Below are 20,946 nucleotides of genomic sequence, written 5' to 3'. Positions count from 1 at the left end.
CAGGGATGATCCAAATCCGCGAAGTGCAACGGGTGCTGGCCCTGCTCCTGATGATTTTCGCCCAGTTCATGCTGCTGCCCGAGGCGGTGGCCTGGTACTACGGCGACGGCGGCACCCTGGCCTTCCTCGACTCCTACGTCATCACCTTTCTCGTGGGCGCCCTGTTCTGGTTTCCCGTGCGCCGCGCCAAGCGCGAGCTGCGCAACCGCGACGGCTTTCTCATCGTCGGCGCCGCCTGGGTCCTGCTGCCGCTGGCGAGCACCCTGCCGCTGCTGCTGAGCGGCGTCACCTCGAGCTTCACCGACGCCATGTACGAGACCACCTCCGGCCTGACCACCACCGGCTCGACGGTGTTCTCGGGCCTGGATGAATTGCCGCACGCCATCAACTTTTGGCGCCACCTGCTGCACTGGATCGGCGGCATGGGCATCATCGTGCTGGCGGTGGCCATCCTGCCCTTGCTGGGCGTCGGCGGTCGCCAGATCTTCAAGGCGGAGACGCCGGGACCCATGAAGGACACCGCCCTCACCCCGCGCATCACCAGCACCGCCAAGGCGCTGTGGTTCATCTACGCCGGGCTCACCGCACTTTGCGCCGCGGCCCTGTGGTGGGCGGGCATGAGTCCTTTCGATGCCGTCAATCACAGCTTCTCCGCCCTCTCCACCGGTGGCTTTTCCACCCACGACGCCAGCATCGCCTACTTCCACTCGCCGCTGATCGAGTTCATCCTGATGGTCTTCATGGTGCTGGCGAGCATCAATTTCGCCACCCACTTCATCGCCTTGCGGCGCAAGAGCCTGCTGCCCTACTGGCGCGATCCGGAAACCCTGGGCACTGTGGGCGTGATGTTGAGCGCCGTCGTGCTGGCCGCCCTCTATCTGTGGGCGCGCGGCACCTATCCGGACCTGCTGAGCGCGCTGCGCTTCGCCAGCTTCAACGTGATCTCCATCGCCAGCACCACCGGCTTCGCCACCACCGACTACAATCTCTGGCCCATCTTCGTGCCCCTGCTCATGCTGGTGCTCAGCTGCTTTGCCGCCAGCGCGGGTTCCACCGGCGGCGGCATCAAGATGGTGCGCGCCATCCTGCTGCTCAAGCAGGGGCTGCGCGAGATGAAGCGCCTGATCCATCCCGACGCCCTGGACCTCGTCAAGTTCGGCGGCCGGCGGGTGGAGGAGCCCATCATCACCGCCATCTGGGGCTTCTTCTTTCTGTATGTCACCAGCATGGCCGTCGCCACCCTGGCCCTCAGCGCCGCCGGCGTCGACTTCATCAGCGCCATGAGCGCGGTGATCGCCCACATCAACAACATGGGCCCGGGCCTGAATCAGGTCGGCCCCGCCAGCAACTACGGCGGCCTGTCCGACCTGGCCAAGTGGATCCTGACCTTCACTATGTTCCTGGGCCGCCTGGAAATCTACACCTTCCTGGTGCTCTTCACCCGCGCCTTTTGGCGCTACTAGGAATATGGCATGCTTGGCGCATCCACCCCAGCCAAGGACCTGCCATGATCGACACTCAACGCGCGTTTCTGTCCCTGAGCGTGGCCGTGCTCACCGTCTCCGACACCCGCACGCCGGAAACGGACAAATCCGGTGACGCCATCGCCGAGCTGGTGGCGAGGGCCGGCCACCACGTCGCCGCCCGGCGCATCGTGCCCGACGACCTGATGACCCTGCGCCAAGCCTTCAGCGACTGGATCCAGGATCCCGGCGTGGACGTGATCGTCAGCACCGGCGGCACCGGCGTCACCGGCCGCGACATCACCCCCGAGGCCCTCCTGCCCCTGGTCAGCAAGCCGATTCCCGGCTTCGGCGAGCTGTTCCGCCAGCTCTCCTATGCCGAGATCGGCACCAGCACCATCCAGTCCCGCGCCGAAGCGGCCATCTGCGACGGCACCATCGTCTTCCTCCTGCCCGGCTCCACCGGCGCCTGCCGCCTGGGCGTGGAAGAGATCATCCTGCCGCAGCTCGACATCCGCCACCGCCCCTGCAACCTGGCCGAGCTGCTGCCGCGCATCCGCGACGAAAAGTGAGGCGGGCTGCCCCAGTGGCGTAGGAGCGAGCTGGCTCGCAATCCGCTGTCTGCGCCAAGCAGCGCCTCGTTCTTTTGACCACGGAGATCCCGGCGCATGAGCGAAGAAAACGAAACCGAACGCCGCAGCCGCTGGCAGGCCTGCTACAGCGAAAATGCCGACGAGCCGGCGCAGGCCTGTGCCGTGCTGCGGCATCACGCCCACCTGCTGCCGGCCCACGGCACGGCCCTGGACCTCGCCTGCGGGCGCGGCGGCAACGCCCTCTTCCTGGCTCGGCGCGGTTTGCACACCCACGCCTGGGACTACGCCGACAGCGCCCTGGCGGCGCTGGCGCGGGCGGCGCAGGCCGAAGGCCTGGCCATCGCCACCGCCTGCCGCGACGTCACCCGCGACCCGCCCGCGCCGGGCAGCTTCGGCGCCATCGTCATCAGCAACTTCCTGCACCGCCCCCTCTTCCCCGCGCTCACGGCCGCCCTGCGCCCGGGCGGCCTGCTCTTCTACGAAACCTGGCTGGGACCACGCCGCGAGCGCGGACCGATCAGCGAAGCCTTCCGGCTGCGGGCGGGGGAGCTGGTAGCCCTGTGCGAGGGACTGGAGCTGCTGCACTGCGGTGAGGAGGGAGATCGGGCCTGGGTGGTGGCGCGAGCGCCGAGCAGTTGCTGATAAAAAACACAGCGACGCCCTTTTGCGGGGTTGTAGTTCCCTCTCTCACCCCGGAAAGCTACAATAACGAAGGCGCGGCGACGAAAGCCAGCACGGTTGTAGTTCCCTCTCTCACCCCGGAAAGCTACAATGCGGCCTCGTAGCTCGCCTTGACCGCTGGCGTTGTAGTTCCCTCTCTCACCCCGGAAAGCTACAATGGCGCAATGTGACATCGTAATCTGCAGTAGGTTGTAGTTCCCTCTCTCACCCCGGAAAGCTACAATACCGGCGCCGGTGACCGAGCTGGCCAGCGAGTTGTAGTTCCCTCTCTCACCCCGGAAAGCTACAATTGCGTTATCTGCGCAACAACCTCGTCGCGCGTTGTAGTTCCCTCTCTCACCCCGGAAAGCTACAATGGCGCGAGCGCCGCCCCACTGCCCGGGTCGGTTGTAGTTCCCTCTCTCACCCCGGAAAGCTACAATGCCCTTCTCGGAAACCCGCTCCTGCCTTGGCAGAAGCGGGTTTTTGCCGATGAATTTTCGGCTCATAGCAGTAGCAGTTGAGCGGCATTGACCTTCTTTTCCTGAATTTTGGGCAGGCCAACCAGAAGCTTCATTTGGGCAAACTGCTTTTCGCTGATCTGCAGGCAACGCACCGATCCTTCGGGAGGCAGATTGGCGGATAGGCGCTTGATGTGCGTCTCCATGTCGTCGAATCCGTTCACCACGCGCCCATAGACCGACCATTGGATCATATCGTAGCCGTCCTGCAGCAGAAAACGACGAAAGAGCGTGTAAGCGCGCTTCTCGGCGCGGGTGAGGGTCGGCAGGTCGAAAAACACCAGCAGGCGCATGAAGCGGCGGGTCTCCTTACTCATGGTCCTCGCAGCTCGATGACCAGCCGGGCTCGACGGTCGGGAGCGGTCCCGGCAGCGTGAGTTGCGTTGCGTCGTCTTCGAGGCGCTGACCGAGGCTGATCACGCTGGCTTCGGCGGCGGCAAGCAAAGTGCTTTTGCCCGCCAAGCCGTCGGCGCGGTGCAGCGCCACGTCCTCATGCAGCACGCTCACCAAATAGGCTTTGTCGTCGCGGGTCAGGTCGTGCTCTTCGCAGCCCGGCGGGTAGCTGCGTAGCACATGGGCATCCAGAATGGGGCGGAAGGGTTCGATCAGGTCGTCAGCCAAGTTGAAGGCGTTCTGTTCGCTGCGATGATGCAGGCCGAAGGCGGTCAGGAAGCCGTAGGCGACCAGGTGGCGCGCCAAGGCGGAGCGGATGATGCTGTAGCCGTAGTTGAGTGCGGCATTGTGTAAACACGCGTGATTGCGGCTGAAGCCCGGTCCGAACAAGCTGCGGAAGTAAAGCTGGGCGGCTTGGGATTCGGCGTGGCCCGTGTCGCCGGAGCGCACATCGCGTGCAAGCTGACGCAGGCGGTGGGCTGCAATCGGGTCATGCCGGTCCAACACTGCCGCTTGATTGTGTATCTTGCGCTGGACGATGTGTTGCCAGAGCCGTTTGCGGCGCGGCTGGCTCATGTCCAGTTGGGCGCGCATGACCTTGAGCGCCCGGCTGTGGGGCAGATGGGGCAGCAGCACGCCGTTGGGGTGGTGATCATCTCCCACCGTGACGACGGCGATCTGTCGGGCCGCGCAGGCGGACAGCAGTTGGGCGGTCAGATTGACCTGGGGTTGGTCGATCACGAGTACCGAGATGTCCTCCAGCGGCACGCGCACGGTGCCCTCGTCCTGCTCGACCAGCAAGGCGCGCTGCGCAAGCCGCAGGCGGGACGGCTGGGTAATGACGATGCTGCGCCACGCCATGGCTTCAGCCCGCGCGCCTCAGGCGTTGACGGGTTTCCTGCCGTACCCGGTGCAGCCGGCCGAGCATGTCCACGTGGAATTTCTCGATGGCCAGCGCGGTCTTGATGCCGATTCCTCTGATGAGGCCGTCTTTGGCGACGGTTTGGTTCCTATCGTGCGTCCACAGTGAGATTGCACCCGTGGAACGGTCCAGGCCCGCGAAATAACCCGCCAGCGGTTGGCCTGCACCCTTCAATGTAACCACCACCCAGTCATTCGGGTGGAGGCTGAAGAGGAAGGCGTACTTGTCATCCATCACGGTCCACTCCGCTTCCGGTTTGTAAGCCACCACCGCTCGCTTGGGCAATTCCGCCTTGATGGCATCGGCCACGTACAATGGGACAGCATGAAAGCGTTTTCCATCGGTGAAGATATCCACCCGCAGCATGTTGCCGTTGTTGGCGACGCCGCCACGTACGGCCAGGCCGCTTTTCTGCGTTTCCATGAGCTTGACGGAACGGATCACGGGGGCGGGCTTGCCGGGTTTGTAGAGGGGTTCCTTAAAGGCTTTTTTACCGTCGTCGCCGTGCTGTTCCAGACGTTGGCGGATGGCCTCGAGCAATGTAGCGTTGCGCGGGTCATCAAAGCCGGCGATTTTTTCGATGTCCTTCAGCTTGAGATTTTGCAGCGGCGTCTTGACCGTGCTCACCCCGTTGCCAAGCCGTTTGGCTGAGCGGATGGTTTCCTGGTGAGCCTGTCCGGTGCCACGGCGGGTGGGTGCCCGGGAGACGCGAACGGGACGTGCGCGTTGGGCTTGTTTCGCCGGGTAATTGGGCAAGCGGGCCAAGCGGGTTGCCGGGTCGGCGGACAGCCAAGCCAGCAGCTCATCGCGGAAGTGGGACCAAGGCGTGGGAAACTGTGCTTCCAGCCGGCGCAGGGCGGCGAGATCCAGGACTTCCCCTGTTTCTGGATCGATGTAACCTTTGCGCACCTGCTCCAGCTCCCCGCGCCGGGAATAATCCGACAGCCGCTTGACCATCGCCTGGCTGCACGCGGCCACCACCGCGGCATCAAGGGCATGGTGCAGATCGCCATTCTCGCGCACCTTGAGCAATCCCCAGCGGGCGCGCAGGAAGGCCGTGAGCTGGCCGGAGAGGATCATGCAACGCGTGTTGCTCGTATCTCCCGCCAATTGCAAGTGCCTTTCCACCAAGCGCTTGAAGCTTCGGGCGATGTAGCGGGTATCGGTGAGATGGCGCTCGCGGAATTCGCGAGCGGCCGCTTCGCCAAAGTCCTTGCGCAGCAGGCGCTGGCGCTTCGCTTGCCGGTAAGCCTTGTTGCCCATGATCCAAGCAACGAAGCGGCGCCAGCGTTCGCTGTCACTTTGGCCGTCTAGGTATTCATAAGGCGTCTGATTGCCCTTGTTGCGGTTTTCCGCTGTGTGCACCAGCACCTTGTTGCTCATACCGTCGTCGAAACTACGCGAGTAGGGCAGGATGTGGTCGATCTCGGCGTAGCCGTCCTCGAACAGGCGATCGAGGTCGAAGGCCTTCTGACTGTATGCGCACTGGGCATTTTGCTCGCGGTACAGCCGCCATTTGACGAGGTCTGCTCCCTTCGGAGTGACGCCAAAGCGCTCGACGAAGTCCGCGATATCTTTTTGCTTGTTTTCACGGAAACTCTTCTGCTCGCGCTCGATCCTTTTGCGTTCGTCGAATGACTTGCTGAGATCGCGGGCGAGCTCGATGTGCACGCGTACGGGCGGCCCGTATTCACGCACGATGGCATTGACCAGCTTGCGCGCTTGATTGAGTGCCCGGTAGACCACGGGATTGGGAAAATCGTCCTTGCTGATGCGCGGGATGGTCAAGGCCCTCTTGCTCCCGGGAAGCTGACTATGGTGCACATAGCCGGCCGCCCGCACGGCTTCGTCGTAGCGCAGTCCGGTTTCCATATGCGGAATGATCCGGCGGAGGGCTTTGACCGACAGCCGGACAAAGTCGCTGAAGGCGACGTTGAGCACGGCCTCGATGATTTCCGGCTCCACGCCTTGCCCGGCCAGCCATGCACGGGCCTCGCCGTCCTCCTTGAACACGGTTTGGGCATGGGCCAAGGTGTTCAGCCGCTCGGGATCCAGGGCGTCACGCTGCCAGAGCGCCTTCAGGCCCGCCTCCTCATATGATTTGCGCAACGCATGAAAGGCCTTGGCTTCGAAGAGTGTGGCGTTTTCCGGATCCTTATCGCGATAGTCGAGACCGGCGAAGCGCTCATGCTCAGCCAAGCCGAGCAGCTTGCGCGCTTGTTTATAAGTCAACTTCGCCTGCGCGAAGGGCAATTCCATCAGCGTTGCCCGCTCACTATCGGTGAGCGGGCGCGTTTCGCCCAAGCCGCTGACGCGCAGGTTGTTGAGCCGGGTCAGCCAGACGAAGCGTTCGGCGCTATGGCTGGCCTTGGGGGCGCGGAACTCTGTGGGCTCGAAGGTACACTTGCCCACCATCTTGAGCAGGCGCTCGCCCGACAAAGCCGGCCGGCGTGCCATGAGCAGGTCGCGGACGGCGCTCTCGAAGGTGGCGTCAGCATGCCGATTACCGAAGCGCCGTTGCGCCGCGAAAAGCAAGCTCAGTTCGGCGGCGAGGTCCGCGCGGGCGAAGGTGTGGGTGTAGGCGCCGCCCTTGTTGCGCTTGGCCTCGGCAAACGCCTCATGCTTGGCAGCCAATTCGCCGACAGTGCGCAATCCCGTGTTTGCCAGCAGCTCTTTGATGCGGTTGACGCCACTGAGCATTTGGCCGATTTGTTCATCGGCTTTGGCCTCGCTCTTGCGGCTGGAGTGAAAACCCCGGTGTTTGACGATGTGGTAGAGGACAGCGGCCCACTCCGGAGATGTGAGCCGCCGATCCAGTCCTTCGCTGCGCAATACCCAGGGCGATTTCCCGGTGAAAAGGGCGGCAGGATCTTGGCTGTCGAGCAAGCCCATGCCCTTAAACAGGCGGCGCAGGCGCAAGAGGCGATGGGCGCGGCGTCGGAGGCGTCGCCGGGTCAGGCGCGCCGCGCGGCGGATGGCGTTGAGCGATTCACCTTCCTTGGCGGTTTCGGCCTTGTCGAAGGCGCGGACGTGCAAAGCAAGGATGCGATCATTCGTGAGCAGCGCGGCACCGACTGAGGCCATGCCGATGTCCAGCCCGAGTGTGTATTCAGCCTTGGATGGAGCTTGCATGTGGATTTCTCGTAAACTATGCTAGGAAACATTGTAGCTTTCCGGGGTGAGAGCCGTTGCTACAATAAGGTCTTAGAACCGAACCCGACCCGACCTCTGCGCAAGCATGTCGGGTCTTTTGCTTTCCGGGGATAGTGCTCTAATAGCCCCCAGTTCTGAAACTTGCAAGGGCAGGAAGAAGCCCTGCGCATGGCTTTGGCACGCTCCGTCCATGCCTTTTGCCGGCCCCCGTCTTGGCGCGAGCAAACGCGCGCGCTCGATATTCCCTTGATTCCTGCCCCGTTGGCCTCCATGTTCTGTTGCCGCGCTTAGAGGCTGGTGAGAGCAGCGCGTATAGAGGTGTTCGCGGCCCATTACGTATAACTCCTGCGGATCAAAGTCGCTCCTCACGCATCTGATTTTTAACTGAAGCTGCTCCAGCGGCCCAACTTTGCCGAAGGGAGGCAAGCCGATTTTACGGCAGGCGGGCTCACGCTTTGGTCTGGCGTCGATTAGACTCTGTCCAGAGTCACCCCTTTACAAAAGTTAGCTTGCTAACTAAAATGGCGCATCTGAAAATGACCAAGTACTGAATTACCTGCCGGGCATGCCGGCCAGTCAACGCCTTTTAGTCGAGTTGTAGCCCGGCAGGAGAAAACCTGGAAGGTTTGTTGTCCTAGGACCTGGGCGCGTTCCCCGGCCGCAGGTCGGGCGAGGTGCGGCCAGGCTTCGCTTGGCCCGTTGTCGGGCTTTTCGTCATTCTCGTGCTTGCGCGGCCCCGTGCAAGCAGTTATCGGCCCCTTTCAGCAAGGACGACCCTATGCGAATCCAGTCGGCACACCTCACTCCCGCCCTGCTTTTCCTGGGAGCGCTCACGCTTACCGCCTGCGGCAAGGACGACAAGCCCGCCGGGCCGCCGAAGATGCAGCCGGAAGTCGGCGTGGTCCGGATCGTGCCGCAGACGGTGACGCTGAGCACGGAGCTGCCCGGTCGCACCGTGGCCTATCGCATTGCCGAGGTGCGGCCGCAGGTGGGCGGCATCCTGCAGCGGCGGCTGTTCCATGAAAGCAGCGAGGTCAAGGCCGGCCAGCCGCTTTATCAAATCGCCCCGGCTCCCTTCGAGGCGACGCTGAAGAGCGCCCAGGCGGCGCTGGCGCGCGCCGAGGCCACGCTGGCATCCAACAAGCTCAAGGTGGAGCGCTACCGGCAGCTGGTGGACGTCAATGCCATCAGCCGGCAGGAATACGACGACGCGCAGGCCACCTTGCGCCAGAACGAGGCCGCCATCAGCGAGGCCCGCGCCGCGGTGCAGAGCGCGAAGATCAATCTCGGCTACACGCGCGTGACGGCGCCGATCGGCGGGCGCATCGGCCGCTCGCTGGTCACGGAGGGCGCCTTGGTCACCGCGGATCAGCCCACGGCACTGACCACCGTCACCCAGCTCGATCCCATCTACGTGGACATCTCCCAGCCCGCCACCGAACTGCTGCGCCTGCGCCGCGAGCTGGAAAGCGGCCAATTGCAGCGCGCCAGCGGCAGCGCGGCCAAGGTCCGGCTGGTCCTGGAGGACGGCAGCGAGTACGCCCAGGACGGCAAGATGGAGATCACCGAAGTCACCGTCGATCCAAGCACGGGCTCGGTGGCGCTGCGCGCGGTCTTCCCCAATCCCGACCGCCTGCTGCTGCCCGGCATGTTCGTGCGCGCCCGCCTGCAGGAGGGCGTGCGCGAGCAGGCCATTCTGGCGCCGCAGCAGGGCGTTACCCGCAATCCCAAGGGCGAGCCCACCGCGCTGGTGGTCGGCCCCGGCAACAAGGTGGAGCAGCGCGTGCTCAAGACCGAGCGCACCGTGGGCAACATGTGGCTGGTCAGCGAGGGTCTGAAGCCCGGTGATCAGTTGATCACGGAAGGCTTGCAGTTCATCCATCCCGGTGACGTGGTCCGGGTCAAGCCGGCGACCAACGTGGGCGGACCGGCGGCGCCGGGACAGGCCGGCCCGGCCGCGTCCATGGCCCGCAGCGCCCAATAAGGGAGCAATTTCCTCATGTCGAACTTTTTCATCGACCGGCCCATCTTTGCCTGGGTGATCGCCATTCTGATCATGTTGGGCGGCACCCTCGCCGTCCTGAACCTGCCGATCAACCAGTATCCCAACATCGCGCCGCCGGCCATTTCCATCAGCGTGACCTATCCCGGCGCTTCGGCGCAGACCGTCCAGGATACGGTGGTGCAGGTCATCGAGCAGCAGATGAACGGGCTCGACGGGCTGCGCTACATCTCCTCGGAAAGCAATTCCGACGGCAGCATGAACATCCTGGTCACCTTCGAGCAGGGCACGGACCCCGACATCGCCCAGGTGCAGGTGCAGAATAAGCTGCAGCTGGCCTTGCCGATGCTGCCGCAGGCGGTGCAGCAGCAGGGGTTGCGCGTGGCCAAATACCAGCGCAATTTCTTCATGGTGATCGGCTTGGTCTCGACCGACGGCAGCATGGACCGCCAGGATCTGTCCGACTACGTGGCCTCAACCCTGCGCGATCCGCTTGCCCGGACGCCCGGCGTGGGCGACTTTCAGGTCTTCGGCACCCAGTACGCCATGCGCATCTGGCTGGATCCGGCCAAGCTCGACAACTATCAGCTGACGGTCAGCGACGTGGCCGCGGCCATCCGGGCGCAGAACGTGCAGATCGCGTCCGGCCAGCTCGGCGGCCTGCCGGCCATGCCGGGCCAGCAGCTCAACGCCACCGTCATCGGCAAGACACTGCTGAGCACCCCGGAGGAGTTCGGCAAGATCCTCCTGAAGGTGAATCCCGACGGCTCGCAGGTGCGCCTGCGGGACGTCGCCGAGGTGAGCCTGGGCGGCGAGAGCTACGCCATCAACGCGCAATACAACGGCATGCCCTCGTCCGGCATGGCCCTGCGCCTGGCCACCGGCGCCAACGCCCTGGACACCGCCAAGGCGGTGCGCGCCACCATCGCCAGCCTGGAGCCGTCGCTGCCGCCGGGCGCAAAGATCGTCATTCCCTATGACACCACGCCGGTGGTGAGCGCCTCGATCCACGAGGTGGTCAAGACCCTGGCCGAGGCCATCGTGCTGGTCTTCCTGGTGATGTTCCTGTTCCTGCAGAGTTTCCGGGCGACTCTGATCCCCACCATCGCCGTGCCGGTGGTGCTCCTGGGGACCTTCGGCGTGCTGGCGGCCTTCGGCTACACCATCAACACCCTGACCATGTTCGCCATGGTGCTCGCCATCGGCCTGCTGGTGGACGATGCCATCGTCGTGGTGGAAAACGTCGAGCGGGTAATGCACGAGGAGAAGCTCTCGGCGCGCGAGGCCACCCGCAAGTCCATGGGCCAGATCCAGGGCGCCCTGGTAGGCATCGGCGTGGTGCTGTCGGCGGTCTTCCTGCCCATGGCCTTTTTCGGCGGCTCCGCCGGCACCATCTACCGGCAGTTCTCCATCACCATCGTCTCGGCCATGGTGCTGTCGGTGCTGGTGGCCCTGATCTTCACGCCCGCGCTGTCGGCGACCCTGCTGCGTCCCAGCGATGCCGAGCATCAGGAGAAGCGGGGCTTTTTCGGCTGGTTCAACCGCCAGTTCCATCACGGCGTGGACCGCTATGAGCGCAGCGTGGCCGGCATCCTGCGCCACCGGGCCATTTTCATGGCTTTCTACCTGGTCATCGTGGGCGCCGTGGCGCTCCTGTACCACCGCGTCCCCTCGGCCTTCCTGCCGCCGGAGGACCAGGGCGTGATCTTCGCCCAGGTGACGACGCCGCCCGGCTCCACCGCGGAGCGCACCCAGGCGGTGCTGGACCAGATGCGCGAGTACTTCATGAAAAACGAGGCGAAGTCGTTGAAGGGCATCTTCACCGTGAGCGGCTTCAATTTCTCGGGACGCGGGCAAAGCGCCGGCATGGGCTTCGTCCAGCTCAAGGCCTGGGAGGAGCGCCCGGGTGCGGAGAACGGCGCCGCCGCCATCGCCGAGCGCGCCATGAAAGCGTTGCACAGCATCAAGGACGCCATGGTCTTCGCAGTGGTTCCGCCGGCGGTGCTGGAGCTCGGCAACGCCACGGGCTTCGATTTCTACCTGCAGGATCAGGGCGGCCTGGGCCACGATGCCCTGATGGCGGCGCGCAACCAGTTCCTGATGCAGGCCTCGCAAAGCCCGGATCTGGTGCGCGTGCGTCCCAATGGCCTGAATGACGAACCGCAGTACCGGCTGCTCATCGACGATGAAAAGCTGCGTACCTTCGGCGTCTCGGAAGCGGATCTGAACCAGACCTTGTCCACCGCCTGGGGGTCGAGCTACATCAACGACTTCATCGATCGCGGCCGGGTCAAGCGCGTCTATGTGCAGGGCCAGGCGGACGCGCGCATGAATCCCGAGGATTTCAACAAGTGGTACGTCCGCAACGAGCAGGGACAGATGGTGTCCCTGGCCAGCCTGGTGCGCGGCGAATGGGGTTACGGCTCGCCCAAGCTGGAACGCTTCAACGGCTTTCCCGCGGTCGAGATCATGGGCGAGCCGGCGCCGGGCTTCAGCACCGGCCAGGCCATGGAGCGGGTGCTGCAGATCGCCAGCCAACTGCCGCAGGGCTTGAAGGTCGCGTGGACCGGCGTGTCCTATGAAGAGCGCATGAGCGGCTCGCAGGCACCGCTGCTCTACGGGCTGTCCCTGCTGGTGATCTTCCTGAGCCTGGCCGCGCTCTATGAAAGCTGGGCGATCCCCTTCGCGGTGATGCTGGCGGTGCCGCTGGGCGTGCTCGGCGTGTTCCTGGCCGCCTGGCTGCGCGGGCTGTCCAACGACATCTACCTGCAGATCGCCCTTTTGATCACCATGGGCCTGACCGCCAAGAACGCCATCCTGATCGTGGAGTTCGCCAAGGTGCTGCATGAAAAGCAGGGCAAGAGCCTGTTCGAGTCGGCGGTCGAGGCCGCGAGGCTGCGGCTGCGGCCGATCATCATGACCTCCATGGCCTTCGTGCTCGGCGTGTTGCCGCTCGCCGTCGCCACCGGCGCTGGCGCCGGCAGCCAGCGCGACATCGGCACCGGCGTGGTGGGCGGCATGCTGACCGCCACCTTCCTGGCGATTTTCTGGATTCCGCTGTTCTTCGTGCTGGTCACCCGGCGCGTCGATCACCGCAAGGCGCGTCGGGCCGCAGCCGCAAAGCATGAAGGGGAAGGGGCATGAAGAAAATCGCACTGTCCATGAGCCTGGCCGCCCTGGCGTTGTCCGGCTGCTCCATGATCCCGAGCTACGAGCGGCCTTCGGCGCCGGTCAGCCAGACCTGGCCGCAGGGGCCGGCCTATGAGGCATCGGCAGCGGACGCCGGCGGCGTGCCGGCGGCCCAGCTGGGCTGGCGCGAGTTCTTCACCGATCCGCGCCTGCAGCGCCTGATCCAGATCGCCCTTGAGAACAATCGCGACTTGCGCGAGGCGGCCCTGAACGTCCAGCTCTACCAATCGACCTACCGCATCCAGCGCGCCGAGCTTTTTCCCGCGGTCAGCGCCGATGCCCAGGGCCAGCGCCAGCATATTCCGGCAAGTTTTTCGCCGTTTATAAGCGGTCGCGGCATCACTTACAACCAGTACACCGCCACTCTCGGCCTCACCGCCTATGAGCTGGACTTCTTCGGCCGCGTGCGCAGCCTGGAGGCGGCGGCCCTGCAGAACTACTTCGCCACGCTGGAGGCCCGCCGCAGTGCGCAGATCAGTCTGATTGCGGCGGTGGCCAACGCCTATCTGACCTGGCAGGCCGACCAGCAACTGCTGCAGGTGACCCGCGACACCCTGGCCGCCTATCAGCAATCCTACGAGCTGACCGAGAAGAGCTTCCAGGCCGGGGTAGCCTCCGGCCTGGACGTGCGCCAGTCGCAGACGGCGCTGGAGGCCGCGCGGGCAAACCTGGCGCAGTACACCCGCCAGGTGGCCGAGGACGAGAACGCGCTGACCCTGCTGCTCGGCGCGCCGTTGCCGGCCGATCTGCCGCCCGGGCGCGATCTCGCCCAGGATGGCCTGCTGCGTCCCTTGCCGGCCGGATTGCCGGCCGAGGTGCTGCAGCAGCGGCCTGACATCCTGCAGGCGGAGTACGCCTTGAAAGCGGCCAACGCCAACATCGGCGCGGCGCGCGCGGCCTTTTTCCCGCGCATCAGCCTCACCGCCAGCGCCGGCACCGCCAGCCGCGAGCTGTCCGGTCTCTTTGGCGACAATTCCGGCTACTGGACCTTCGCGCCGCGCATCAGCCTGCCCATCTTCACCGCCGGCAGCCTGCGCGCCAGCCTGGACGTCGCCCGCATTCAGAAGGACATCAACGTGGTCCGCTACGAGCGGGCGATCCAGGCGGCCTTCCGCGAGGTGGCCGACGGCTTGGCCGCCCGCGCGACCTACGCCAGCCAGCTGCAGGCGCAGGAGGATCTGGTCAAGAGCAGCCAGGATTACTACCGGCTGGCGCAGCTGCGCTATCGGCAGGGCGTCGACAATTATCTCACGGTGCTCGACGCGCAGCGCTCCCTGTACAACGCGCAGCAGGGCCTGCTCAACGTCCGCTTGAACCAGCTGGTGGGCCAGGTCAACCTTTACAAAGCCCTGGGCGGCGGGTGGTTCGAGCATACCCAGGCCAGCGCCGCGCCGGCCGGCTGACGGCCGGCGCGGCAAGCCCGCGCCTGCCCGTAGGCGCGGGCTTGCCCGCGATCAACTGTGCTGCGGCTATGGACAGCGTCCGAGCTCAATCCGCATACAGATCCGGCTGGCCCGCCGGCTGATCCTTGAAGCGCCGGTGCACCCACCAGTACTGCGCCGGCGCCTCGCGGATGGCCGCTTCCAGGATGGCGTTCATGGTGGCGGCGTCGCGGACGTCGTCGCCGCTGGGGTAGTCCGTCGGCATGGGCCGGAAGACCAGGCGGAAGCCCCGGCCATGGGGCAGCCGGTAGCAGAAGGCGTTGATCACCGGCGCGCCGGTGCGCCGGCTGAGGCGGGCGACCGTGTAGCTGGTGCTGGCCGGGATGCCGAAGAGCGGCGCGAAGACGCCTTCGCTGGGGTCCACGTTCTGATCGGCCAGCATGCCGACCGTTTCGCCGCGCTTGAGGGCGGACAGGAGCGGACGCAGGCCGCGGTCCTTGGGGATCAACTGCGTGCCGAAGCGTTCGCGGCCCTGCACCATCAAGCGGTTGAAGGCCGGATTGTGGACCGGCATGTACAGGGCGGAGAAACGGCCCAGCAGGCTGCCGTAGAGCACGCAGCTTTCCCAGCTGCCGAGATGGGCGCTCAGAAAGATCACCCCCTTGCCTTGCGCGCGGGCGGCGTGCCAGTGCTCCATGCCCTCCACCTGCACCCGCCTTTCGAAGTCATCGCGTGCGCCGCGCCACAGGAAACCCAGCTCCAGGGCCGCCTCGCCCAATTGGCAGAAGTGCTCGCGCAGCAACGCAGCGCGCGCTGCGCCGTCTAGCGCCGGAAAGCACAGCGCCAGGTTGCGCGCGGCGATCCGGCGCGGGCGGCGCAGGGTCACGCGCACCAGATGGCCGAGGCCGCGGCCCAGGCGGCTGCGCAGGGCGGCGGGCAGGCGCGCGGATACGGCCAGCACCAGCCGGGCCAGCCCCGCTTCCAGACGGTGGCGGCGGGAAACGGTCGCTTCGCTCACGGGCGGCGGATGCTTTGCCAGTAGATCCAGGCGCCGCTCAGGCTCAGCCCCAGCAGGACGAGCGCGGCGAGATCCATCAGGTAGGGGCCGAAGCGGCCGAAAAGGCGGCCGCTGTGCAGGTCCAGCAGCACCTGCTCCAGCGGCAGGCTGGGCGCCAGCAGTTGCCGCACTTGCGCGCGCTGGCCGGCCGGCAGGGGCGCCGGGCGGCTCCACTGCACCGTCCCGTCCCGCCAAGCGGTCCAGTCGAGGCCGCCATTGCTGCTGGCGAAATCGCCCCGCGGCGTGCGGATGATCACTGCCGTGCCGCCGAGGCCCAGGGCCTGGATCGGGGTGGCCGGCAGCGTGGTGGCGTCCAGGCGGTCCACCCGCTGGCCGTCGCGCTGATAGAGGCTCAGGCCGTGGGCGTCGGCAAGGTAGCGGATGCCGTCCGCCTGCACCGCCCCCACCGGCGCGGGCAGATCGCGGCCCAACACGCGGCCATCCAGCACCCAGGTGCCCGCCTGCCAGGCGAAGTAGCCGTCGCTGAAAACGAAGCCCTGCTGCGGCGTCTGCGCCTGCAGGCCGTACCAGTCCAGCAGCCAGGCGGCCTGCACCCGCCGCTGGTCGAGCTGGAGCGTCTCGGTGTGATTCAGGGCCACGCCCGTGATCACGAGGATCAGAAAGAACACGGCCGCCAGCACGCCCAGGCGGGCATGCCAGTGGCGGGTCAGGCGCAGCCACTTGAAGCGGGCATTCATTTGGCGCGGGTTTGCTGAGTCAGATAGAGCGCGGCGCGCGCCATGCGCTCCATGGCCCAGACCGACAGGGTGGCGCCGCTGATGCCGTCCACTTGGCGGTCCAGGTGCCGATCCGCCTTCAGGCCGGCGCCGTTGAACTGGCGAAGAAAGGCGGGATAGCGCACTTCCATGCCGCGCGATTCCCGATAGATGAGCACGCGGCTGGTCGTGATGCGCCCATCCGGCCCCACCACGAAGCCGGCGGTGATGGGCTCCTCCTTGCCGATCTCCTCCAGGATCCAGGCGGTCTTTTGACCGTCGCTCCAGTAGCGCTGGCGCAACTGGCTGGGCGGATGGCCCAGGATGCCGGCGAGCTCCGCCTGCATGGGCCGGGTGATCCACAGCACGGCGGGCTTCGGCACGCTGCCGCCGAAGGTCTCGCTCAGGAACTGCTCGGGGCTGAGATACACCTGGCTGCCGGCCCGGGCCGGCAGGGCGGCCAGAAGGCCCAGCAAAAGCAGCAGGATCAGCGGGTACGATGCGGGCAATGGGCGCATGGCAGATCTTGGTTTCCGTTCGCGTTGTCGGAGCGGGCGCGCGGCACGCGGCCCAGGGCGCATTGCAGCTCCTGCTCCAGGCAGGCGGCCGAGCGCCGGCAGGCCAGCACCGGCACGCCCGCGCGCTGGGCCAGCTGCCGGTAATGGCGCATCACATTATGGCCCAGAAAGTCGGTAAAGAGTACCACCAGGTTGGCGCGGCGCGGCAGCCCCGGCAGCTTGCGCTGATGCGCCGGGTCGCGGCCGCTGATGTGCGCCTCGATGCGAATGCCGAAGCGCTGCAGCACCTTCGGGATGTTGCCGAGCTGGTCGGCGCCGACAAGGACAGCGTGCATGGCGATCTCCTTAAATGAATGATAAGCATTATCAGTTGTGAGTCAAATAACGGGGCGCATGCATGCAGGTTGACTGCGGCGCCCCGTGGTCCTGCCGGAAATCCATTTCCTCGCTACGCCTGATCCGCGCGCCCCGACGCATGGATGCCGATCCCACTCACCGGGATCGCGAGCCAGCTCGTTTCGGCAGGCGGGAAACATGGCGGCCGCCGCGGCGTTGTGCCGCGCAGCACGGCGCGACGCTTGGATGCAGGAGCGAGCTGGCTCGCGATGCGATCGTCGGCCCTGCCCGGTCCGCAAGCCGCCGCTCCGATCCAGTGTTTTCGCGGCTGGGTGCCCCAGCCGCCTTGGCGATGCCTGCTACGGTTCGAACCGGCTCGGATAGGCCAGGAAAGGCTGGTAGTCGGTATTGAAGGTACCGCCTTCCGCCTCCGTCGCCAGAGCAATCAAGGTGGGCACCTGGCCGGCGCCGCCGGCATCCACCGGCCGGTCGGTGATGATCTCGCCCTGGGCATAGGGCCTGCCATCGGCATGGGTGTAGGCGTAGCGCGCCGGGCGGTAGTAGCGATAGGTGAACGGCGTGGCCGCGAAGACGTCCTTGCCCAGGGTATAGCGCTGGGTGGCCACCACCTGCCGGTAGCGGGCGGCGCCGGCCAGGGCCGCTTCCTGCGGCGGATAGAGCAGCGCGCCGGCGATATGGCGGCTGCCATCGAGATGCTCCCCGCGCGCCGTGAGCTCGCGCATGAGCTGCTGGCGCAGCCGCTGGGCCGCCAGCAAACGTTCCGGATCGCTGGCGTCCAGTGCCGGCCAGTCGGCGCTGTAGCCGTTGGCCGCGCGGATGCGCGCGCTCAGGTACTGCTCGATGGGTGTCGGCATGTCGCCATAGAGACTGGCGCCCACCACCGTATCCAGGAAATAACGGAACTCGCCCTTGCCCTTGCCGCGGTTGAAGGGATCGCCGAGGCCGGCAATGCCGGGAGTGGCGCTCGTCGCGGCCGCGGGATCGTGGCGGTAGCCCAGGTAATTCATCTCCTGCCAGCCCAGGCTGCCGGCGAACTTGCGCGGAAAGGCCCAGGTGCTGTCCACCGTGTTGCCGACGCCGGACTTGAAGCCGCCGCCCTGACCCCGGCCGCTGTGGCAGCCGAAGCACTGCATGAGCTCCTCGGCAGTCTGCGGCCGCAGGCGGCCCGCTGCGTTTTCGATGTAGCCGGCCAGCACCCAGCCGGCGCCGTTGTCGATCCAGCCCTGCTCCGCGTTGACGAGCACGCTGCCCGGCCCTTCCTCCTCCTCGGCGCCGCCCGCCGGGGCCCGGGCGGGATCGAAGTCCTGCCACTTGTACATGTAGCGGATTTCCTTGACCCGCTGGGCACGGGTGCCGGGAAAGCGGCTGACCACGGGATCGCTGCCGTCGGCGGCCACGTCCACGTAATGCAGCGGATGCGCGAATTCGGTGCCGAGGGGATACAGGCCCGGGCGCACGGCCACGTCCGCGGCGGCGCCGTAGTAGTGGCCGGGATCGCCGCCGGCCAGGCGGTTCTGGATGGCCCGCTCCAGCAGATCGAGATTCTGCTGGTAGACGGTCAGGTCGTAGCTGCCGTCGGCGCGCTGCATGAAGCGCTGCGGCAGCCGGATGTAGACGCCGGACACGCTGCCGGTCATGGGCGTGAAGATGCCGTAGGGCATGAAGTTGAGGGCCCGCCAGCCGGTGTTCCAGCCTTGGCCGTCATGGAAGTAGCCGTGCTGCGGGTCGTTGCTGCGCACAAAGCCGTCCGTCCGGGCGGGCAGGTCGGCGGGATCAAGGGCGGGGAAGAGCCGCAGGGCGCCGTTGCCGGCATTCCAGGCCAGGGCCGCGCCGCGCGCCTGATAGGCCTCCGACCAATTGTCCTGGCGGATGTAGGCCTGCATGTCCCAGGCGTCCGGATTCACGCCGAGGCTCGCGGCCATGGCCCGCAGCTTTTCCGGGAAGAGGGTGTTTTCCCAATGATTCACGCTCAGGCCGGGCGCGAAGCTGTAGGCGACCTGCAAGTCGCCTTGGGCGTTGTTGTTGCCCAGGGGCGGATTGGCTTCGGCCAAGCCGTTGGTGTGGCAGTAAACGCAGGCATTCTGCGTGCCGCCCGAGGTTTCTATGTAGCACTGGGCGGGGATGTTGGGCTGGGGATTGCTGAAGCTCGCCAGCGAGACGTAGGCGCCGCTCAGGCCCGTGGCGGCCGCGAGGGGCGTTTGGTCCTGGCCGCCGCCGTTCCAGAGGTCGGTCCCGTCCGTCTGGCAGCCGCCCAGCGTCAGCCCGCCGAGGGCGGCGAGCAGGGAAAGGCGAAGTGCGTGTGTGGCAGGCATCGGATTATCCTTGGAAAGCAAAGGGCCGGCATGGCCGGCCCCTGCCGCGGCGCTCAGAACATGTAGCCCACGCCCAGGTTGAAGCGGTCCTTGGCGTCGTCCTTGTCGAAGTCCTGGTAATCGGCCTTGAAGACCACGTTGCGGGTCGGGTAGAGGCTCGCCCCATAGGTGAGCACCCGCTCGTCGTTCTTGGGATCGGCCACGAGGCCCGCCGCCACTTCGTCCTGGGTGTTGTAGCGCTCGTAGCGGGCGAAGGGGGTCAGGCGCATGTCGCCCTTGCGCCACACGGTGTAGGCCGGCTCGACGTACCAGCCGTAGAAGGCCTTGGGCGCGGTGCTCGCCGTAGCGGCGGAGATGGCGCCGGCATCGTCCAGCGTGCCGCGGGCGTAGAGCGCGCGCACCTGCAGGTTCTGCCAGTTGTACTGGGCATGCAGATCCCACAGGGTCAGGCGGGCGTCGCCGCCGACGAGCGAGTTGCCGGCCGCGTCCTTGCGGCCGCCGGTGTTGCCGGTGAACACGCCGCCGCCCACCAGCAGGCCCGGCAGGCCGCGGTAGTTGAGGGCGCCGTAGACAGCGAACTCGTTGGCGTTGGCCTGGCCGCCGCTTTGGCGCATGGAGCGGAAGCCGTTGGCGGGATTGCCGAACTTGCTGGCGTCGGGCGCGGTACTCACGCCCACGTTGTACTCCAGCCCCGGCACCGCCTCGCCCTGCAGGCCGACGGCCAATTCGCGCCAGGTGGAGGGAATGATGCGGGTTTCCACCTCGTTGCGTTCCACGCCGTAGTAGGTGGGCGGCTCGTGGGTCTCGTTCAGGAAGCCCAGGGGCATGAGCTGCAAGCCGGTGCGCAGGTTGAAGCGGTCGCTGAAATGGAAGTTCAGGTAGGCCTGCTCCATGGCCACCTCGCCGCTGTCCTCGCCGCCCTCGACGAAGGCGTGCTCCACTTCGAGCTCGGAGCGCAGGCTGATCCAGTCGTTGAAGTTGTGGCCGAAGAAGAGGATGAAGCGCTTCAGGTCAAGGACGTCGTTCTTGCTGGAGTCGCGGTAATTGTTGTAGTTGATCTCGCCGTAGCCGCCGATGACGGTGCGGCTTTGCTGCAGGCGCGGCTCCCAGTAGTCTCCGGCGGCATGGCCGGGCAGGCTCGGGCCGGTGCCGGCAGCGGCAGCGGCAGCTTGCGGCTGTGCGGCCGGCGCGCCGGCGGCGGGCTGGGCGCTGGTGTTGAGCTGGGCCTTCAGGGCTTCGATTTCCTGCTGCAGGATCTCGATCTTCTGCTCCACGCTGGCATCGGCCGCCAGCGCGCCTTGGCTGCCGAGCGCCAGGCCGATGGCGGCCACAATGGCACGTTTCTTCATTAGCATTTCCTCACATGAAAAAGTTATTAGGGTCTGTTCTCAATCAAGCCAACCAGACGATGGAACAAGCCAGATGGACGAACGACAGGAAGGAGTGGGCGAGCTTGTCGTAACGCGTGGCGATGCGTCTGAATTGCTTGATGCGAGCGAAGAAACGCTCGATCAGATTGCGGCTCTTGTAGATATGCCGGTCGAACGAGCGGGGGTTGAGTCGGTTGGAACGCGGCGGGATTACCGCCTGACCGCCCTGCGTCGTAATTGTTTCGACGAAGGCATCCGAATCGTAGCCCTTGTCGGCCACGATGAATTCGGCCGGCTGATCCTGGATCAGTGCTGCGGCCTGTTCGATGTCGGCGACC

At 66.0% G+C, this 20,946-nt stretch carries 16 protein-coding genes and 1 CRISPR repeat array; of the genes, 6 read left to right on the top strand and 10 right to left on the bottom strand.

The window, feature by feature from the left end:
* Positions 1 to 5: 5 nt before the first annotated feature.
* The 3 genes from G579_RS0108700 (at position 6) to G579_RS0108690 (ending at position 2,698) form a co-directional block, all read left to right on the top strand.
* Positions 6 to 1,463: a TrkH family potassium uptake protein gene (locus G579_RS0108700; RefSeq protein WP_028989877.1), complete on the top strand. Its 1,458-nt coding sequence runs from the start codon at positions 6 to 8 to the stop codon at positions 1,461 to 1,463.
* A 44-nt stretch (positions 1,464 to 1,507) separates the two neighbouring features.
* Entirely contained in the window at positions 1,508 to 2,035 is a 528-nt protein-coding gene (moaB, locus tag G579_RS0108695; RefSeq protein WP_028989876.1) for a molybdenum cofactor biosynthesis protein B, read from the top strand.
* A 96-nt stretch (positions 2,036 to 2,131) separates the two neighbouring features.
* Positions 2,132 to 2,698 (top strand): class I SAM-dependent methyltransferase, encoded by a 567-nt coding sequence (locus G579_RS0108690; protein WP_028989875.1) that lies wholly within the window; start codon positions 2,132 to 2,134, stop codon positions 2,696 to 2,698.
* Between the two features lie 29 nt (positions 2,699 to 2,727).
* Positions 2,728 to 3,159: a CRISPR direct-repeat array (repeat unit 36 nt; unit sequence GTTGTAGTTCCCTCTCTCACCCCGGAAAGCTACAAT).
* A 62-nt stretch (positions 3,160 to 3,221) separates the two neighbouring features.
* On the opposite strand, the gene cas2 is transcribed toward G579_RS0108690, so the two are convergent.
* From cas2 to cas9, 3 genes are read right to left on the bottom strand one after another with little or no spacing between them, the layout of a single operon-like run.
* On the bottom strand, positions 3,222 to 3,530 hold the full coding sequence (gene cas2 / locus G579_RS0108685; protein ID WP_028989874.1) for a CRISPR-associated endonuclease Cas2: 309 nt from the start codon (positions 3,528 to 3,530) through the stop codon (positions 3,222 to 3,224).
* A gap of 16 nt (positions 3,531 to 3,546) precedes the next feature.
* Positions 3,547 to 4,491 (bottom strand): type II CRISPR-associated endonuclease Cas1, encoded by a 945-nt coding sequence (gene cas1, locus G579_RS16720; RefSeq protein WP_038019099.1) that lies wholly within the window; start codon positions 4,489 to 4,491, stop codon positions 3,547 to 3,549.
* A gap of 4 nt (positions 4,492 to 4,495) precedes the next feature.
* Positions 4,496 to 7,684 carry a type II CRISPR RNA-guided endonuclease Cas9 gene (cas9, locus tag G579_RS0108675; protein WP_028989873.1) on the bottom strand — a complete coding sequence of 1,063 codons (3,189 nt, stop codon included), beginning with the start codon at positions 7,682 to 7,684 and terminating at the stop codon, positions 4,496 to 4,498.
* Positions 7,685 to 8,483: 799 nt separating this feature from the next.
* On the opposite strand from cas9, the gene G579_RS0108670 reads away from it, so the two are divergent.
* From G579_RS0108670 to adeC, 3 genes are read left to right on the top strand one after another with little or no spacing between them, the layout of a single operon-like run.
* Complete coding sequence (locus G579_RS0108670) at positions 8,484 to 9,689, top strand: efflux RND transporter periplasmic adaptor subunit (protein WP_028989872.1); 1,206 nt, start codon at positions 8,484 to 8,486, stop codon at positions 9,687 to 9,689.
* A gap of 15 nt (positions 9,690 to 9,704) precedes the next feature.
* Complete coding sequence (locus G579_RS0108665) at positions 9,705 to 12,851, top strand: efflux RND transporter permease subunit (RefSeq protein WP_028989871.1); 3,147 nt, start codon at positions 9,705 to 9,707, stop codon at positions 12,849 to 12,851.
* Positions 12,848 to 14,299, top strand: a complete 1,452-nt coding sequence (adeC, locus tag G579_RS0108660) for an AdeC/AdeK/OprM family multidrug efflux complex outer membrane factor (protein ID WP_028989870.1) — start codon at positions 12,848 to 12,850, stop codon at positions 14,297 to 14,299. Before G579_RS0108665 ends, adeC begins: the two co-directional genes overlap by 4 nt.
* Before the next feature lie 85 nt (positions 14,300 to 14,384).
* Here adeC and G579_RS0108655 read toward each other — a convergent pair whose 3' ends face one another.
* From G579_RS0108655 to G579_RS0108625, 7 genes are all read right to left on the bottom strand, one after another.
* Positions 14,385 to 15,296, bottom strand: coding sequence for a lysophospholipid acyltransferase family protein (locus G579_RS0108655; RefSeq protein ID WP_028989869.1), 912 nt, complete (start codon positions 15,294 to 15,296; stop codon positions 14,385 to 14,387).
* Positions 15,293 to 16,033: a PepSY domain-containing protein gene (locus G579_RS0108650; RefSeq protein WP_028989868.1), complete on the bottom strand. Its 741-nt coding sequence runs from the start codon at positions 16,031 to 16,033 to the stop codon at positions 15,293 to 15,295. The genes G579_RS0108655 and G579_RS0108650 overlap by 4 nt, the downstream gene beginning before the upstream one ends.
* The gene (locus G579_RS0108645; RefSeq protein WP_028989867.1) at positions 16,030 to 16,569 is read right to left on the bottom strand and encodes an FMN-binding protein; all 540 of its coding nucleotides are present in this window, start codon (positions 16,567 to 16,569) and stop codon (positions 16,030 to 16,032) included. The genes G579_RS0108650 and G579_RS0108645 overlap by 4 nt, the downstream gene beginning before the upstream one ends.
* Complete coding sequence (locus tag G579_RS16715) at positions 16,539 to 16,904, bottom strand: DUF2325 domain-containing protein (protein ID WP_051181254.1); 366 nt, start codon at positions 16,902 to 16,904, stop codon at positions 16,539 to 16,541. Before G579_RS16715 ends, G579_RS0108645 begins: the two co-directional genes overlap by 31 nt.
* A gap of 360 nt (positions 16,905 to 17,264) precedes the next feature.
* A complete protein-coding gene (locus G579_RS0108635) occupies positions 17,265 to 19,238 on the bottom strand; it encodes a hypothetical protein (protein WP_028989866.1) in 1,974 nt (657 codons plus the stop codon).
* A 53-nt stretch (positions 19,239 to 19,291) separates the two neighbouring features.
* The gene (locus G579_RS0108630) at positions 19,292 to 20,587 is read right to left on the bottom strand and encodes a carbohydrate porin (RefSeq protein WP_051181253.1); all 1,296 of its coding nucleotides are present in this window, start codon (positions 20,585 to 20,587) and stop codon (positions 19,292 to 19,294) included.
* A 43-nt stretch (positions 20,588 to 20,630) separates the two neighbouring features.
* A partial coding sequence (locus tag G579_RS0108625) for an IS5 family transposase (RefSeq protein WP_028989864.1) occupies positions 20,631 to 20,946 on the bottom strand: 316 nt, incomplete at its 5' end.

It is taken from the genome of Thermithiobacillus tepidarius DSM 3134 (genome assembly GCF_000423825.1).
GTDB classification, from domain to species: Bacteria; Pseudomonadota; Gammaproteobacteria; order Acidithiobacillales; family Thermithiobacillaceae; genus Thermithiobacillus; species Thermithiobacillus tepidarius.
Note: the sequence above shows the minus strand (reverse complement) of the source record. Positions and strands in the feature narration are given on the sequence as shown.

Bases quoted from the DNA above. Each gene is read 5' to 3' on its own strand.
- G579_RS0108700 (WP_028989877.1), top strand. From the start codon at position 6: ATGATCCAAATCCGCGAAGTGCAACGGGTGCTGGCCCTGCTCCTGATG.
- moaB (WP_028989876.1), top strand. From the start codon at position 1,508: ATGATCGACACTCAACGCGCGTTTCTGTCCCTGAGCGTGGCCGTGCTC.
- G579_RS0108690 (WP_028989875.1), top strand. From the start codon at position 2,132: ATGAGCGAAGAAAACGAAACCGAACGCCGCAGCCGCTGGCAGGCCTGC.
- cas2 (WP_028989874.1), bottom strand. From the start codon at position 3,530: ATGCGCCTGCTGGTGTTTTTCGACCTGCCGACCCTCACCCGCGCCGAG.
- cas1 (WP_038019099.1), bottom strand. From the start codon at position 4,491: ATGGCGTGGCGCAGCATCGTCATTACCCAGCCGTCCCGCCTGCGGCTT.
- cas9 (WP_028989873.1), bottom strand. From the start codon at position 7,684: ATGCAAGCTCCATCCAAGGCTGAATACACACTCGGGCTGGACATCGGC.
- G579_RS0108670 (WP_028989872.1), top strand. From the start codon at position 8,484: ATGCGAATCCAGTCGGCACACCTCACTCCCGCCCTGCTTTTCCTGGGA.
- G579_RS0108665 (WP_028989871.1), top strand. From the start codon at position 9,705: ATGTCGAACTTTTTCATCGACCGGCCCATCTTTGCCTGGGTGATCGCC.
- adeC (WP_028989870.1), top strand. From the start codon at position 12,848: ATGAAGAAAATCGCACTGTCCATGAGCCTGGCCGCCCTGGCGTTGTCC.
- G579_RS0108650 (WP_028989868.1), bottom strand. From the start codon at position 16,033: ATGAATGCCCGCTTCAAGTGGCTGCGCCTGACCCGCCACTGGCATGCC.
- G579_RS0108645 (WP_028989867.1), bottom strand. From the start codon at position 16,569: ATGCGCCCATTGCCCGCATCGTACCCGCTGATCCTGCTGCTTTTGCTG.
- G579_RS16715 (WP_051181254.1), bottom strand. From the start codon at position 16,904: ATGCACGCTGTCCTTGTCGGCGCCGACCAGCTCGGCAACATCCCGAAG.
- G579_RS0108635 (WP_028989866.1), bottom strand. From the start codon at position 19,238: ATGCCTGCCACACACGCACTTCGCCTTTCCCTGCTCGCCGCCCTCGGC.
- G579_RS0108630 (WP_051181253.1), bottom strand. From the start codon at position 20,587: ATGAAGAAACGTGCCATTGTGGCCGCCATCGGCCTGGCGCTCGGCAGC.